Here is a 15,242-nt window from a genome sequence, read left to right as displayed (position 1 = left end):
CTCACGAGCGTAAAGGTCGCCACTGACAGCGGGACACCACAACAAAAGAAGCCCCGGACACATGGTCCGGGGCTTCTCACCTGTGTGCACTCGGCAGGATTCGAACCTGCAACCTTCTGATCCGTAGTCAGATGCTCTATCCGTTAAGCTACGAGTGCTTGTGTGTTCTGTTGTGTTTGCTCTTCCTTCCGGACTTTTCTGCCCGGTTGGCGTTGCGGGAACAACATTACATGACTGGCGGCGTGAGGCGAAATCCGTTTGCCAGACCCTGCCTGACCTGCGAAAACAACCCCAAGACGGTCCCGAGACGACCCCTGGCACGGCCCTGCGGAGCGCCGGGAACGATCAAGGAACGACCGAAGCCCCGGTCGTGAACGACCGGGGCTTCGGGATCTTCTGCGGAGGCGGAGGGATTTGAACCCTCGATGGGATTGAAGTCCCAAACCGCATTAGCAGTGCGGCGCCATAGACCGGACTAGGCGACGCCTCCAGCACAACCATCCGCGCAAGCGCGAAATGGTGCGTGCAGATGATGACACAGCCGAGCGGGCTGTCACCAATCGCCCCCCACGGTACTAGGCGGAAAGGCCCGAGGGCAAAGCGCTTGTCCGAGGCGCAACGTCAGGGCGCGAACGGCGTTAAGCAGGCGTCACAGCTGTCGTCAGAGCAGTCGTCAGAGCAGTCGATCAGAACAGTCGATCAGAACCGCCGTCAGGGGAGCCACCATGCTGCGCCGCATCGCCCTCACCGTCGCCACCTCCGCCGCCGCCTCCTTCGCCGCGCTGTCCGGTGCGCCGGCAGTCGCGTACGCCGATTCGTTTCCCCTCATGCCGCCGCCGGTGAGCGGCGCGGACAGGACCGACCACCTCACCGTGACGGTGAGCGGGGCGGGTGAGGGCCGTGACGGGAAATTCGAGCTCGACTGCCATCCGGTGGGTGGCAGCCACCTCGACGCCCGGGCCGCCTGCGACCACCTGGACCGGAACACCTCCTGGGGGAAGAGCCCGTTCGCGCCCGCGCAGGAGCGCGGGATGTGCACAATGCAGTACGGCGGTCCGGCCACCGCGCACATCACGGGCACCTGGGCCGGCCGGCCCGTCGACGCGACGTACCAGCGCGGTGACGGGTGCGAGATCGCGCGCTGGGACACCCTCGTGCCCGTACTCCCGGATCTCGGCGCCTAGCGCAGGGCATGACAGGCAGGACGTACGTGTTGACGGGACGGACGGACCCACGAACCGGCCGTAACGGGCAGGGTTTGCGGGCAGGCGTGGCGAATCCGCGGAGTCGAGTGGCGGCCGGGGCGGCGCATCGCACGGTCACAGGTTCTCCAGGCCTTCTGCGTGCGTTCTGCGTCCCCTCTCCGTGCGACCTCCCTCTCATCCGGCGCCGCGAGCGCAACCACTGCCCGTAGACTCCCTCGCGTGACACGTCGCGGACCCGTTGGCAAGATGGCTACCGCGGCCGGCAAGGTGCGGTAACAGGGAGGAAGCGTCTCGTGAGCAGCAGGCCATCCCGAGGCGCTGCTCGCCTCGCAGCCATACTCGACGCACTTCCCGACGCGTTGGTGCTGGTCAACGCCAACGGAACGGTCGTCAACGCCAACACCATCGCCCTGGAGGCCTTCGAGGCCCCGGGCACCGCGCTCGTGGGGCGCGGACTCCTCGACCTGCTGCCGCAGTTCGACTCACGGCTCATCCCTGGCACGATGCGGCGGGCCGAGACCGTCGACGAGAACGGGCGCACCCGGCCCACCCGGATGATCGCCCGCCGCACCGACGGCAGCGAGTTCCCCGTCGAGGTCACCAGCGCGAACCTGGAGAACGGTCAGCAGGCGTACGACGGTTACGGCTACACCGGCGACGAGCTGCTGATGATCGTCGTACGGGACCTCTCCGGCACCGTCGACACCGAGGCGGAGCTCGCGCGTTCGCAGCGGCAGACCGAGATGATCCTGCGTGCCGCCGCCGAGGGCGTGGTGGGCACGGACACCGAGGGCCGGGTCGTCCTCGTCAATCCCGCCGCCGCGCAGATCCTGGGCTTTCGGGCCAGCGATCTCGGCGGGCAGGAGCTGCACCCGCTGATGCTGCACTCGCGTGCGGACGGCGAGCCCTTCCCGTACGAGGAGTCGCCGCTCGCCGACACCCTGCGTTCCGGGCGCAAGCACCGGGTGCGCGGCCAGGTGCTGTGGTCCAAGAGCGGCGACCGGGTGCCGGTCGACCTGACCACCGCGCCGGTACGGGACGGCGACCAGCTCGTCGGGGCCGTGATGACCTTCACGGACCGGCGGCCCTACGACGCGCTCGCCGAGGAGAAGGACGCCGAGGCCGAGCGGCATCAGCAGGAGCTCGCGCAGGCCTCCGAGACGCACGCCGAGGAGCTGGCCGCCCTCCGGGAGGAACACGCCGGGGTGCTCGCCGGGCTGCGCGAGCAGCACGAGGAGGAACTGGCCGCCGGTGACGACCGGTACGCGGCCCTCGCCGAGCGCGAGAAGGACCGCTACGAGGCACTGTCCGCGCGGCACGAACAGCTCCTGGCCGTTCTGGGGCGCTCCCTGCGCGGGCCCCTCGACCAGTTGCGCGGCGAACTCGCGACCCTCGCCGCGGACGACGCCGGACAGCTGTGGCCCGAGGCCAACCAGGTGCTGCACCACCTCTCGGCCGGCTACTCGCGCATCACGACCCTCGTCGACAACGTGCTCGCGTACCAGCGCCTCGACTCCGGGACCGAGGGCGTCACCCGTACGAAGGTGATGCTGGACGCGGTCGTCGCCGCCGGGGTCGACGGGGCCGTCGAGCTGATCGGGCCGGGACGGGTGCAGTTCGCCGTGCACGCGCCGCCCATCGAGGCCGAGGTCGACCCGCAGCGGCTCGCCACCGCGCTCGCGCACCTCATCGCGGACGTCGCGGGCGTCGACTCCACGGGCAACTCGCCGGCCTCGGCCGGCGGCTACATGGACAACACGGTCGTCGTGGCGGCCGCGCAGCGCGGTGAGAGCGTACGGATCGAGGTACGCGGGCCGTACGCCGGGGGAGACCCGGTGCACGAGCCGATCGTGCGCGGAATCGTGCGCGCACACGGGGGAGTGCTGCAGACGCACGAGGTTCCCGGGATGAGCGGCAGCGCGTTCGTCCTCGAAGTACCCATCGGGGGCGGGGCGGGCTCGGTCCCGGCCGTCGTTCCGGGTGCGGGCTCCGTTTCCGATGCGGGTCCGGGCGCGGGCGGGGCTTCGGACGGCCCTCAGGCCGCGGCAGCGGGGGCGGGCTCCGGCGCGGTCGGCTCCGCTCTCGCGCTGCCCGAGCAGGCTGCCACCCAGGGGGGCGGGCGGCGACGGGCCCGACGCGCGTCCGTCGACGCCTTCCTGGAGAGCGAGGTGGGGCCTGCGACGGAGACGACCGTACCCACCGGGCGGCGCAGGCGCGCCGCGGAGGCCGCGGGGCTGCCGGCGCTGGCGGCCCAGGTCGTCGAGGACGACAGTGCTTCCGAGGAGGGCAACGGCGGGACCGGACGGCGGCGCGGGCGGCCGAGCCCCGTCGGGGGCGGTGTCGCCGAGGGCGCGGTGGTGACCGCCGCCGAGCATGCGGCCGGCACCGCGGCCACGGGGCTGGGGGCGACCGTGCCTCCGCAGGGCGTGCCCGCGCCCGCCGACGGACGGCGTGCCCTGCAGGACGGCGGCCGACAGGCCCTGCCGGCCGCACTGCCCGCGGCTGCACCCTCCGGCCCGGGAGCGGGAGCGGGTGCGGGGCCGGGAACGGGTTCGGGCGGGGATGCGGACGAGAACGCCGATGGTGGCGGCTCCCAGCCGACCGGGCGGCGTCGGCGTGCGCTGGCCGCCGCGGCGGAGCGTGCGGCGGCTCAGGAGGCGGGGCCTCGCGCGGTGTTCGCGCTGCCGCCTGCCGAGGCGGACCGCTCTCCCGACTACGCCGCGCAGTTCACCGAGAGCCTCGGCCACGGTCAGGCACCGGCCGCCGGCGGACGCCACGACGTCGCCCTGCGCGATCCTGCCGACGATCACACTCCGCCCCAGCCGCATCCGGTGCAGGCGCCCAGCGGACGCCGACGGGCTCGGCAGGCCGCGGGCGAGGCAGCCGGCGTGGGCGTGGGCGAGGTGACGCCGGACGGGGCGGCGACCGGGGTTCCCGGGCAGCAGCCGATGCCTGGCCACCTGCCTCCCGCGCACATCGCCCCCGCACACACCGCTCCCGCGGAGGGCGCTTCCGCTCGGCCCGTCCCGGGCCAGGCCGTCTCCGGACAGCCCGCACTAGCGCCCGTATCCGTACCTGGTCGGGGAAACCCGGGGCATGGCGCCCCTTCGGCCGTTCCTGCCGTGGGACAGGCCGTCCCCCCGCAGGCCGTTCCCCCGCAGGGCCTCCCCCAGCCGGCCGTACCCGGGCAGGCCCTGCCGCCGCAGGCAGGGCCCCTCCCCGGCCAGGTCGCCCCGGCCGGTCTCGCCGCACCTGTGGCACCCGCGACGGCCGAGGGTGTCCCCGGCCACGTCGGAGTCCCGGCGCCCGGCACTCCCGCCCAAGGCGCCCCCGCAGTGGCTCCCGCCCAGCCACAACCGCAACCACAACCACAACAGCAAACACAGGCGCAGGCGCCCGCGGCCGGGATGCCGAACGCGGACACGACCGCGGGCACGACCGCGTCCCCGCAGCCGGAAACCGCCAAGGCGCCGCAGCCGTGGCCGGGCACGGCCGATACGTCGGCCGCTCCCGAGCCCGCCGCGGCCCCGGAACAGCCGCGCGCCGCGCAGCCCCTCCCCGCGGAGGCGGCGGCACCCCACGTCGACCCCGACTCGACGCAGGGCCGGGCGATCAGCGTCCGTACGCTCGGGCAGGGTGTCCCGTTCGGCCGCCGCATGATCGACGCCCAGCAGTCCAAGCCTGGCCGGACGGCACCTCCCGCCCCCCAAGCCCAAGCTCACACACAGGCACAGGCACAGCCCGTGAGGCAGGGGACAGCCACGCCGCAGCCCCAGGCGCCTACGCCTCCCCCGCACGCGACCAACGGCTCCGGGCGGCGTCGCAAGCTCGGCACGCGGCCCGATCCCGTGGCCGAGCAGACGGACACGGCGGCCCGCTCGCACCCGGGTACCGGCGGGCAGCAGTCCCGGCTCACCCACACCACCGAGGGCACCGGCCGTTCGTACGCCATAGGAGCACCGGACCAGAACGCCGATGAAGGCCCCGAGCCGCTCGACGGCCCCGGCGGCGCGGTGGAGGTCGCGAACCGGCCCCACCCCCAGCCGATGGACGACGAACTGCCCCCGGAGCCGCTGGACAACCCGCGTCGGCTGCTGGTCTGGCCCGCGCCGGACATCACCACACAGCAGGCACTGAGCGACCGCGGCTACCGGCCCGTCATCGTGCACTCACGCGAAGAGGTAGACGCCCAGATCGCCGCCTTCCCGGCTGCTCTGTTCGTCGACCCGCTCACCGGTCCGATCACCCGCACGGCCCTCCAGTCGCTGCGCCAGGCCGCCGTCGCCGCCGAGGTGCCGGTCCTGGTGACCGCTGGTCTCGGTCAGGCGACACGCGAGGCGGCGTACGGCGCCGACCCCGCCGTACTCCTCAAGGCGTTGTCGCCGCGCGACAGCGAGCAGCACCCGCCGCGTGTTCTCCTCATCGAGGAGCACGCGGAGATCGCGCTCGCGCTGACCTCGACGCTGGAGCGGCGGGGAATGCAGGTCGCGCGGGCCTCGTCCGACGAGGACGCCGTCACGCTGGCCGGACAGATGCGGCCGAACCTGGTGGTGATGGACCTGATGCAGGTACGCCGCCGACGTGCCGGGATCGTCGACTGGCTGCGCGCGAACGGCCAGCTCAACCGCACCCCGCTGGTCGTCTACACCGCGGCCGTCGACCAGAGTGAGCTGCCGCGGCTGGCGGCGGGGGAGACGGTGCTGTTCCTGGCCGAGCGATCGACGAGCGCCGAGGTGCAGGAGCGGCTCGTGGATCTGCTGGCTCGCATCGGCACGAACTGAGCGCCGGCTCAACCGAAAGCTGCACAACTGAAGGTTGCTCAACCGAAGGCTGTTCAACCGAAGGCTGTTCAACAGACGCACAACAGACTGCGCGCACAAACGGGTTGGGGCGTTGTTTCACGTGAAACAACGCCCCAACCCGTGTATGGCTCATCGCTGCTGTCAGAGCCGGGTGACGTCCAGCTCGCCCGCCGCGTACTGCCTGCGCAGCACCTTCTTGTCGAACTTGCCGACGCTCGTCTTCGGCACCGACGCGATGATCGTCCAGCGCTCGGGGAGCTGCCACTTGGCGATCTTGCCCTCGTCGGCGAGGAAGGACCGCAGGGAGTCGAAGTCGGCGTCGGCGCCTTCCTTCAGCACGACGGTGGCCAGCGGGCGTTCGCCCCACTTGTCGTCAGGAACGGCGACGACCGCCGCCTCGGCGACATCGGGGTGGGCCATGAGGGCGTTCTCCAGGTCGACCGAGGAGATCCACTCGCCGCCGGACTTGATGACGTCCTTGGCGCGGTCGGTGAGGGTCAGGAAGCCGTCGGCGCTGATCGTGCCGACGTCACCGGTCTTGAGCCAGCCGTCCTCGCTGAACTTGTCGCCGGGGCGCAGGACTTCGGCGCCCTGGCCGCCGTAGTACGCGCCCGCGATCCAGGGGCCCCGCACCTCCAGCTCGCCCGCGGACTCGCCGTCCCAGGGGAGCCGCTCGCCACCCGGGCCGGTCAGCCGCGGCTCGACACCGGCGGGGAAACGGCCCTGGGTGAGCCGGTACGCGAACTCCTCGTCCGAGCCCGCCTCCACCTGGGCCGGTGGCCGTGCGATCGTGCCGAGCGGCGAGGTCTCCGTCATGCCCCAGGCGTGGCAGACGCGCATGCCCAGCTCGTCGAACGCCTTCATGAGGGCGGGCGGACAGGCGGAGCCGCCGATGGTGACCTGGGTCAGCGAACTCACGTCACGCGGCTTGCCCTTGAGCTCCGCGAGCAGACCCTGCCAGATGGTGGGCACGGCGGCGGCGTGCGTGGGACGCTCTTTCTCGATCATCTCGGCGAGCGGTGCGGGCTGCAGGAAACGGTCCGGCATCAGCACGTTCACACCGGTCATGAACATCGCGTGCGGCAGACCCCACGCGTTCACATGGAACTGCGGAACCACCACGAGGGACGTGTCCCCGTCGGTGAGCCCCATGGACTGCGTCATGTTGACCTGCATCGAGTGCAGGTAGATGGAGCGGTGCGAGTAGATGACGCCCTTGGGGTCGCCGGTCGTGCCGGAGGTGTAGCACATGGCCGCGGCCTGGCGTTCGTCCAGCGCGGGCCAGTCGTAGCTGTCCGGCTTGTCCGCTATCAGCTCCTCGTACTCGTGCACCTGGACGGTAGCCCCGTCGAGCAGTGAGCGGTCACCGGGACCGGAGACGACCACATGCTCGACCGACTTGAAGTGCGGGAGCAGCGGAGCGAGCAGCGGGAGCAGCGAACCGTTGGCCACGATGACCCGGTCGGCGGCGTGGTTGACGATCCAGACGAGCTGCTCGGGAGGCAGCCGGAGGTTCAGCGTGTGGAGGATCGCGCCCATGGCCGGGATCGCGTAGTACGCCTCGACGTGCTCGGCGTTGTTCCACATCAGCGTCGCGACCCGGTCGTCGTCCCGGACTCCGAGGTCGTCGCGCAGGGCGTGCGCCAGCCGTGCCGTCCGCGCCCCGATCTCGGCGAACGAACGCCGGTGCGGCTCCGCCTCACCGGTCCAGGTGATCACCTGAGACGACCCGTGGATCGTCGACCCGTGGGCCAGGATCCTTGAGATCAGCAGCGGTACGTCCTGCATCGTGCTCAGCACGGCGTCCTCCCGGGGGCGACATTGCCTACGCGGTAGTAAGGGTTGGGCTGATTCTGCTCACATACCGCGCGGTATGTCACTACTGCCGGGTGATCGATCACGTCACGGCAAGGATTACTTGCCCGCTCCCGCCCTCTGTGCTTCCACCGCGCCGGTCAGCGCACGGGGCCCAGCTCAGGGTCCTCACGGAGCTTTCCCAGCGCGCGGGACACGGCCGATTTGACCGTACCGATCGACACGCCCAGCACCTCCGCCGTCTGCGCCTCGCTCAAGTCCTCGTAGTACCGCAGGACGACCATCGCCCGCTGCCGTGCGGGCAACTTCATGATCGCCCGCCACATCGCGTCGTGCAGTACCTGCTGCTCCGCCGGGTCCCCGGCCGGCGGAACCTGCGGCTCCGGCAGTTCGTCGCACGCGAACTCGTCGACCTTCCGCTTCCGCCACTGCGACGTCCGCGTGTTCAGCAGCGCCCGTCTGACATATCCGTCGAGCGCCCGGTGGTCCTCGATCCGCTCCCAGGCCACATACGTCTTGGTGAGGGCGGTCTGCAGCAGATCCTCCGCGTCGCACGGGTTCGCGGTCAGCGAGCGCGCGGTACGCAGCAACACAGGTTGGCGAGCCCTTACGTACGAGGAGAACGACGGGTACGCATGGGTCCGCGTCGCTGCGTTCGAAGCGCTGGTGCAGACGGATGTGGTCATGGCTCCACGCTAGGATCGCCCCTGCTCCAGCGGATCGGCCGCAGGTCCCGAAGCTTTGTCCGCCTCAGGTTGTAGGAGGGGGGCAGGCTCCACCTCCTGAAGGTGGACACGCGGCGCGGGACCCCTGAGGGTTCGCCCCTGAGAGACGCGCCCCGCGCACTCCCACCGCAGTAGCCCGGCCTCCGGCATGGTGCCGGAGTAGTACGACCGCGTACGCAGGCGGCTCCAAACGGCGCCCCCGACAGCTCAGGTCACCCCGACAGCTCAGGTCAGTCGATGCGCGCGACCGGAGCGTGCATCAGATTGCGGTCGATCAGCAGCGTCCGGCCGCCGTGCCGCTCCCGCACGTTCCCCGCGTACTGGTGGATGCGCCGCGCGGGCGCCCACGCCGTCTTCCGCAGTACGGGCTCACTGTGCAGCCCGTTGCGTACGCCCCATCGCGCGAACCACACCACCGACGGCAGATCCCGCACGCCGGCCCGCCGCGAGCGCTCCATGTGGCGGACGCCCGACTCGGCGCTGCTGTAGAACCCCGGCAGATACCCCTGGCGCGACACCTCGCGGTTCCACCCCCGCACGAACAGGAGCGTGGTGCGGGCACACCTCTTGTTGCCGTACGCGTAAGCCTCCATGTCCAGGAAGAGCGGGCTGCCGGGCTGCATACCGAGCGCCGCCGCCCTCTTCACCGCGTCGCGGGCCTCCGCCGTCCCCTGCTTCCAGGGATGCCGCCCGATCCGTACGTTCTTCTTGTGCCGCGCGAACACACAGGTCGACTGCGAGCCCACGTACAGCGGCAGCACCCGCCAGCCCTGGTCCCGCACCGTCCGCATCCAGCGGTGACTCAGCTGGGGCTGTGACCGGCAGGCCCGCCCCCGACCGCCGAAGTAGACACCCACCGCCCGGTACGGGGACGCCCGCCACCGCCGCATCGTGTCCGCGGACGGCGCCCGGCAGGTGTCGAACGCACGACCCTTGAACGTGAGCACCTCGGGTCTCGCGCCGGACTCCCGGACAGGGGAATCTTGGACGGGGAAATCTTGGACAGGGGAATCTTGGACAGGGGAATCCAGCGGGGCGGCAGCCCCCGGCGACCAGGGCCCCGCCTGTGCCGGTGGTGCCGCCGTGAGCCCCAGCAGAAGCAGCACGAACCCGAATCCGACGATCATCTTGTGACATCGCAGCCAACGCATAGGCAGAGTCAACGGCCCCGCCCGCGCGGTCGGGCCCGGACACGCGCCACGTTCATCCGTCCGCCCCGCAATCAGCCCCGATCGTCCGAACCGGGATCGAGCGGACCTCCCGTTCAGTCCCGATCGTCCGAACCCAGGATCAGTCCCGAGGTCGGAACGCCCGTCCCCGCGGTCACTAGCACCCGACGGGCGCCGGATATCTGGTTCACGGACGAACCGCGCAGTTGCCGGACCCCTTCCGCCACTCCGTTCATCCCGTGCAGATACGCCTCTCCGAGCTGTCCTCCGTGCGTGTTCAACGGCAGCCGCTCCGCCGCCACGAAGTCCGCGGCCTCACCCGGCCCGCAGAACCCGAACTCCTCCAGCTGCGTCAGCACGAACGGCGTGAAGTGGTCGTACAGGATCCCGACGTCGATCCCGGCCGGCGTCAGCCCCGACGTACGCCACAGCTGCCGCGCCACCACGCTCATCTCCGGCAGCCCCGTCAGATCGTCCCGGTAGAAGCTGGTCATCTGCTCCTGGGCCCGCCCCGCGCCCTGGGCGGCGGCGACGATCACGGCCGGCGGACGCGGAAGGTCGCGCGCCCGCTCCACCGAGGTGACGACCAGGGCCTGCCCGCCGTCGGTCTCCTGACAGCAGTCGAGCAGCCGCAGCGGCTCGACGATCCAGCGCGACGCCGCGTGATCCGCGAGGGAGATCGGTCTGCCGTGGAAGTACGCCGCCGGATTGGTCGCCGCGTACTTCCGGTCGACGACCGCGACCCGCCCGAACGCCTCGGAGGTCAGCCCGTACGTGTGCAGATAGCGCTGGGCCGCCATCGCCACCCAGGACGCGGGCGTGAGCAGTCCGAAGGGCAACGCCCAGCCGAGCGCCGCGCCCTCGGCGGACGGCACCCGGCGCTGGACCCCGGAGCCGAATCTCCGCCCCGACCGCTCGTTGAACGCCCGGTAGCAGACCACCACGTCGGCCACCCCCGAGGCCACCGCAAGCGCCGCCTGCTGGACGGTCGCGCAGGCCGCCCCGCCGCCGTAGTGGATCCGGGAGAAGAACGACAGCTCGCCCATGCCGGCCGCCTGGGCGACGGTGATCTCGGGGCTCGTGTCCATCGTGAACGTCACCAAACCGTCCACATCGCCCGGTGTGAGCCCCGCGTCGTCCAGCGCGGCCCCCACCGCCTCCACCGCGAGCCGCAGCTCGCTGCGCCCCGAGTCCTTGGAGAACTCGGTGGCCCCTATCCCGACGACGGCCGCCCGTCCGCCGAGGCTGTCCCTCGTCCGCACGCTCATGACCGGCCCTCCGGGGTGCCGGCGGTCGCCTCCGAAGTGCTGTCCGTCCTCGTCCTTGTCCTCGTCCGCGTCCTCGTCCGCGGCACCGGAACCGGAACCGGAACCGGCACCGGCACCGGCACTGTGACCGTCACCGTGCCCGTGACGTGGTCGCCGAGGCTGTTGGCACCGATGACCCGCACCGTCGCCGTGTCCCCGCGGACGTCCTCCACCACCCCGGTCAGCACCATGGTGTCGCCCGGATGGTTGGGGGCGCCCAGTCTGATCGCCACTTTGCGCAGCACGGCCCGGGGCCCGAAATGGTCGGTGATGTAGCGCCCGACCAGCCCGTTGGTCGTCAGGATGTTCATGAAGATGTCCGGCGATCCCTTCTGCCGTGCCGACTCGGCGTCGTGGTGCACGTCCTGGAAGTCGCGCGACGCGATCGCCCCGGCGACGACCAGCGTGCGGGTGATCTCGACCTCCAGCGGTGGCAGCGCGTCACCGACCCGCACCGGCCCGACATCAGTGGTCATGCGTCCCCTCCCCTTCTCCCTCGCCCTCGCCCTCTCCCTCGCCGTGCGCGATCGACTCCCCCAGTTCCTGGAGCAGCTCGCTCCCGCACCCCAGATACGCGTCCAGCTGCCGTCCCCACAGGAAGTGCCGGTGCACGGGATGCTCCAGGTCGGCCCCCGTACCACCGTGCAGATGCTGCCCCGCGTGGACTACACGGTGCCCCGCCTCGGACGCCCACCAGGCGGCGGTCAGCGCATGCGCGGCATGGTCCAGCCCCTCGTCCCTCCGCCAGGCCGCCTCGTACGCCGTGACCCGTATCGCCTCGGTGTCCAGGTGGGCGTCCGCCGCGCGGAGTTGGACCCCCTGCTTGGCCGCGAGCGGCCGGCCGAACTGCTCGCGGGTGTTGGTGTGCGCCACGGCCCTGGCGACCGAGCCCGCGCACACCCCCGCCTGCAGCCCCGCGAAGGCGGTACGCGCGCTGGCCAGCACGTCGTCGTACGCACCGACGCCACCGAGTCGTTCGGCCGGTGCGGCGTCCAGGGTCAGGCGTCCGGCCGACCACGGAGCCGTCGACTCGACGGGCTCGCACCGGGCGTCGGCGGTCCGTACGAGCCACAACCGCCGTTCCTCGTCGGCGACCAGCACATGCGTGGCGTCGCGGAGCCACGGCACCAAGGGGACCAGCCCGCTCAACTCGCCGGGCCCACCTGCCCGTACCCCCGTGTCGGGCAGGGTGCCGGTCATCACGACCGACCCGTCCGCGATCCCCGGCAGCAGTCGCTCCCGCTGTGTCGCCGAGCCGTGCGCCGACACCGCCAGCAGCCCGTGGACACAGCTCGCGGCGAACGGCACCTGGGCCGTCGTCCGCCCCTGTTCCTCCAGGAGGAGCACCAGACCGAGGAGCCCGATGTCCAGGACGGCGGCCATCAGCCCCGCCTCGCACAGCGCCTTCCACAACTCCGCGTCGCTGCCCGTCCCGATGGCGGTCAGCCGTTCATGCGTGGACAGGTCGCCGAAGATCCGCGCGGCCAGCTCGCGGGCCACCGTCTGCTCCTCCGTCGGCGTGAAGTCCATCAGCCCCCGCCCCCCTCGACGGCGCGGAAGACCGGCAGCTCCAGCTCCTCGTCCACCCGCTCGAACTCCAGCCGCACCGGCATCCCGATCCGCACGCGGTCGTGCGGCACCCCCACCACATTGCTGATCATCCGGACGCCCTCGGCGAGTTCGACCAGTCCCACGGCGTACGGAGGGTCGAAGGCGGGGAAGGGCGGGTGGTGCATCACCACGTACGAGTAGACGGTCCCCTCACCGGCCGCCTCGACCGTGTCCCACGCCAGGCAGCCGCAGGAGTTGCACCCCGGCAGCCAGGGGAAACGCAGGGTCTCGCACTTCTCACAGCGCTGGATGAGCAGCCGGTGCCGGGACACGCCCTCCCAGAAGCCGGCGTTGTCCCGATTGACGACGGGACGGGGCCGCTTGGGTCGGGAGGCGTCCCCGGCGTCCCCCGTAGGCCTCCCGGCGTCTCCCGTGGGCCTCGCGGCGTCCCCCGTAGGCCTCCCGGCGTCTCCCGTGGGCGCCACGGCCTCTCCCGTAGGCCTCGCGGCGTCTCCCGTGGGCGCCACGGCCTCTTCGGCCGCCGTCGTCGCTCTGCCCGTCGCGCCATCCCTCCGGCGCCGCGCCGCAGGTACGTACTTGAGGATTCGGAACCGATGCGTCCCCGCGGGCTCTCCCCCTGCCCGTACATCCGTCCGCGTCGTGACGAAATACCCCGTGCCCAGTTTGGTCGTCTTACGCTCGGAGACCGACTCGATCACCGAGTCGAAAGTGATCCGGTCCCCCGGCCGAAGTGGCCGCAGGTACTCCTGCTCGCAGTCGGTGGCGACCACCGAGGTGTACCCGGCGGCGTCGAGCAGCCCGAGCATCTCGACGTACGCCTGCGAGCGTCCCCCGTGTCCGGAGAGTCCTCCCATCGTCCAGGCCTGCAGCATGGTGGCCGGCGCGACGGCGTCCGCTCCCGCATACGCCGGATTCGTGTCTCCCATCGCCTCGCACCAGTGCCGGATCATCGGTTCGTTGACCAGGTCCTTGCCCACGCCTCCGACGGCCGCCAGTCCCTCGTACGTCTTCAACCGCGCGTAAATGTCCTCGTATCGCCTCTCGGTCACGTCCCTCTCGGTCACGTCCCTCTCGCTCACCGCCGCCCCCTCGTCATCCCGAGCCGCATCGTCGCCACGATCTCCCGCTGCACCTCGCTCACCCCGCCCCCGAACGTGTTGATCTGCGCCGCCCTGTTCATCCGCTCCAGCTCGCCGTCCTCGAACACACCCGGCGAACCGGACCGGATCAGTGCGTCCGATCCGACGATCTCCTGGCACATTCGATACACCGCGACGGCCGATTCGGTCCCCACGACCTTCACGCCGCTGGCATCGCCGGGTGCCAGCCGGCCGGCCCCCACATCAGCCACCAGACGCCAGTTGAGCAGTCGCGTCGCCGCCAGCCGGGCATGCACCTCAGCCAGCCTCGAACGCACCCACGGCTCGTCGACCCTGCGCCGCCCGGTCACCGGATCGGGGGCACGGGCCGCGGCCAGCGCGGCGAGGTAGAAGTCCTCGGCCTGCATACCGATGGCGGCGAGCGCGACCCGTTCATGGTTCAGCTGGTTGGTGATGAGCCCCCAGCCGCCGTTCTCCTCGCCGACCAGGCGGGAGGCCGGGACCCGGATACCGTCGTAGTACGTGGCCGTCGTGGTCAGCCCGCCCACCGTTTCTATCGGTGTCCACGAGAAACCGGGCGCGTCCGTGGGGACCAGCAGGATCGAGATGCCCTTGTGTTTCGGCGCGTCGGGGTCCGTACGGCAGGCGAGCCAGATCCAGTCGGCGCGCTGGGCGTTGGAGGTGAACACCTTCTGCCCGTCGACGATCCATCCGCCGCCTGGCCCTTCGCCGAGGTCCGCGCGCCCCTCTTGCCCCGCGCGCTCCCCACGGTCACCGTCCCCGGCACCACCGCTTGCGTCACGGCCGCCGACCCGCACGGCCCGTGTCCGCAGCGAGGCCAGATCCGTACCCGCCGACGGTTCGCTGTACCCGATCGCGAACACGAGCTCTCCGCGCAGGATCCGCGGCAGGAAGAAGTCCTTCTGCTCCTCGGTCCCGTACTTCATGAGCGTCGGCCCGACCGTGTTGAGCGTAACCATGGAGACCGGGGCGCCTGCACGGCATGCCTCATCGAAGAAGACGAACTGCTCGTCGGCCCCCCGCCCTTGGCCCCCATAGGCCTCCGGCCAGCCGATACCGAGCCATCCGTCGGCGCCGATCCGCCGCAGCAGGGCTCGTTGCCTTCCGGGATCGGTGCCGGGTCCGGTGCCGATCCCGGGTCCGGTGCCGGGTTCGGGTCCGGGTCCGGGTTCGGGTCCGGGTCCGGGTCCGGGTCCGGGTCCGGGTCCGGTGCCGGTGCCGGTGCCGGTGCCGGTGCCGGGTCCGGGTTCGGTGCCGGGTCCGGCGGGAGCAGGCCCCTCCGGCAGCAGGTGCCGGAAGTACGAGCGGAGTTCGGCGCGCAACCGTCGCTGGCGTTCGGTGGGGGCGAGATGCACGACGACGGCCCTCCCGGACCTCGTACGACCAAGGGTTTCTGACTGTCCGTCAGATGCATCGCAGTGTCAAGGTTCAAGGTCGCTCGACGCGGGAGCGCGGGAGCGCAGGAGCACAGGAGCGCAGGGGCCGAGGCCGCAGCCCCAGAGACCCGCAGACAGGCAGGCACGCAG

Annotated in this window: 10 protein-coding genes and 2 tRNA genes; 2 read left to right on the top strand and 10 right to left on the bottom strand. The window is 71.5% G+C overall.

The annotated features are described in order from the left end of the window. Positions 1-85: 85 nt before the first annotated feature. Both ACIOKD_RS28955 and ACIOKD_RS28950 read right to left on the bottom strand, forming a co-directional pair. Positions 86-158, bottom strand: a tRNA-Arg gene (locus ACIOKD_RS28955). 241 nt (positions 159-399) lie between these two features. After that, positions 400-490: transfer RNA gene (locus ACIOKD_RS28950), tRNA-Ser, on the bottom strand. Positions 491-725: 235 nt separating this feature from the next. On the opposite strand from ACIOKD_RS28950, the gene ACIOKD_RS28945 reads away from it, so the two are divergent. Together ACIOKD_RS28945 and ACIOKD_RS28940 are read left to right on the top strand one after the other, a co-directional pair. Beyond that, positions 726-1,184 carry an SSI family serine proteinase inhibitor gene (locus ACIOKD_RS28945; protein WP_402089825.1) on the top strand — a complete coding sequence of 153 codons (459 nt, stop codon included), beginning with the start codon at positions 726-728 and terminating at the stop codon, positions 1,182-1,184. A 314-nt stretch (positions 1,185-1,498) separates the two neighbouring features. Further along, positions 1,499-5,986: a PAS domain-containing protein gene (locus tag ACIOKD_RS28940; protein WP_402089823.1), complete on the top strand. Its 4,488-nt coding sequence runs from the start codon at positions 1,499-1,501 to the stop codon at positions 5,984-5,986. Positions 5,987-6,148: 162 nt separating this feature from the next. On the opposite strand, the gene ACIOKD_RS28935 is transcribed toward ACIOKD_RS28940, so the two are convergent. From ACIOKD_RS28935 to ACIOKD_RS28900, 8 genes are all read right to left on the bottom strand, one after another. After that, positions 6,149-7,795, bottom strand: a complete 1,647-nt coding sequence (locus tag ACIOKD_RS28935; protein WP_402090004.1) for a long-chain fatty acid--CoA ligase — start codon at positions 7,793-7,795, stop codon at positions 6,149-6,151. A gap of 167 nt (positions 7,796-7,962) precedes the next feature. Next, entirely contained in the window at positions 7,963-8,508 is a 546-nt protein-coding gene (locus ACIOKD_RS28930) for a SigE family RNA polymerase sigma factor (RefSeq protein WP_402089821.1), read from the bottom strand. A gap of 269 nt (positions 8,509-8,777) precedes the next feature. Beyond that, the gene (locus ACIOKD_RS28925) at positions 8,778-9,494 is read right to left on the bottom strand and encodes a DUF1906 domain-containing protein (protein ID WP_402089820.1); all 717 of its coding nucleotides are present in this window, start codon (positions 9,492-9,494) and stop codon (positions 8,778-8,780) included. A gap of 317 nt (positions 9,495-9,811) precedes the next feature. Next, positions 9,812-10,984 carry a lipid-transfer protein gene (locus ACIOKD_RS28920; RefSeq protein WP_402089818.1) on the bottom strand — a complete coding sequence of 391 codons (1,173 nt, stop codon included), beginning with the start codon at positions 10,982-10,984 and terminating at the stop codon, positions 9,812-9,814. Next, positions 10,981-11,478, bottom strand: a complete 498-nt coding sequence (locus ACIOKD_RS28915; RefSeq protein WP_402090002.1) for a MaoC family dehydratase — start codon at positions 11,476-11,478, stop codon at positions 10,981-10,983. Before ACIOKD_RS28915 ends, ACIOKD_RS28920 begins: the two co-directional genes overlap by 4 nt. A gap of 10 nt (positions 11,479-11,488) precedes the next feature. Then, complete coding sequence (locus ACIOKD_RS28910) at positions 11,489-12,553, bottom strand: acyl-CoA dehydrogenase family protein (protein WP_402089816.1); 1,065 nt, start codon at positions 12,551-12,553, stop codon at positions 11,489-11,491. After that, positions 12,553-13,674, bottom strand: a complete 1,122-nt coding sequence (locus ACIOKD_RS28905; RefSeq protein WP_402089814.1) for a bifunctional MaoC family dehydratase N-terminal/OB-fold nucleic acid binding domain-containing protein — start codon at positions 13,672-13,674, stop codon at positions 12,553-12,555. The genes ACIOKD_RS28910 and ACIOKD_RS28905 overlap by 1 nt, the downstream gene beginning before the upstream one ends. Beyond that, the gene (locus tag ACIOKD_RS28900) at positions 13,671-15,071 is read right to left on the bottom strand and encodes an acyl-CoA dehydrogenase family protein (protein ID WP_402089812.1); all 1,401 of its coding nucleotides are present in this window, start codon (positions 15,069-15,071) and stop codon (positions 13,671-13,673) included. The genes ACIOKD_RS28905 and ACIOKD_RS28900 overlap by 4 nt, the downstream gene beginning before the upstream one ends. Positions 15,072-15,242: the final 171 nt, after the last annotated feature.

It is taken from the genome of Streptomyces sp. NPDC087844 (genome assembly GCF_044742785.1).
Lineage (GTDB): Bacteria > Actinomycetota > Actinomycetes > Streptomycetales > Streptomycetaceae > Streptomyces.
This window is presented reverse-complemented; position numbering and strand designations above follow the sequence as displayed.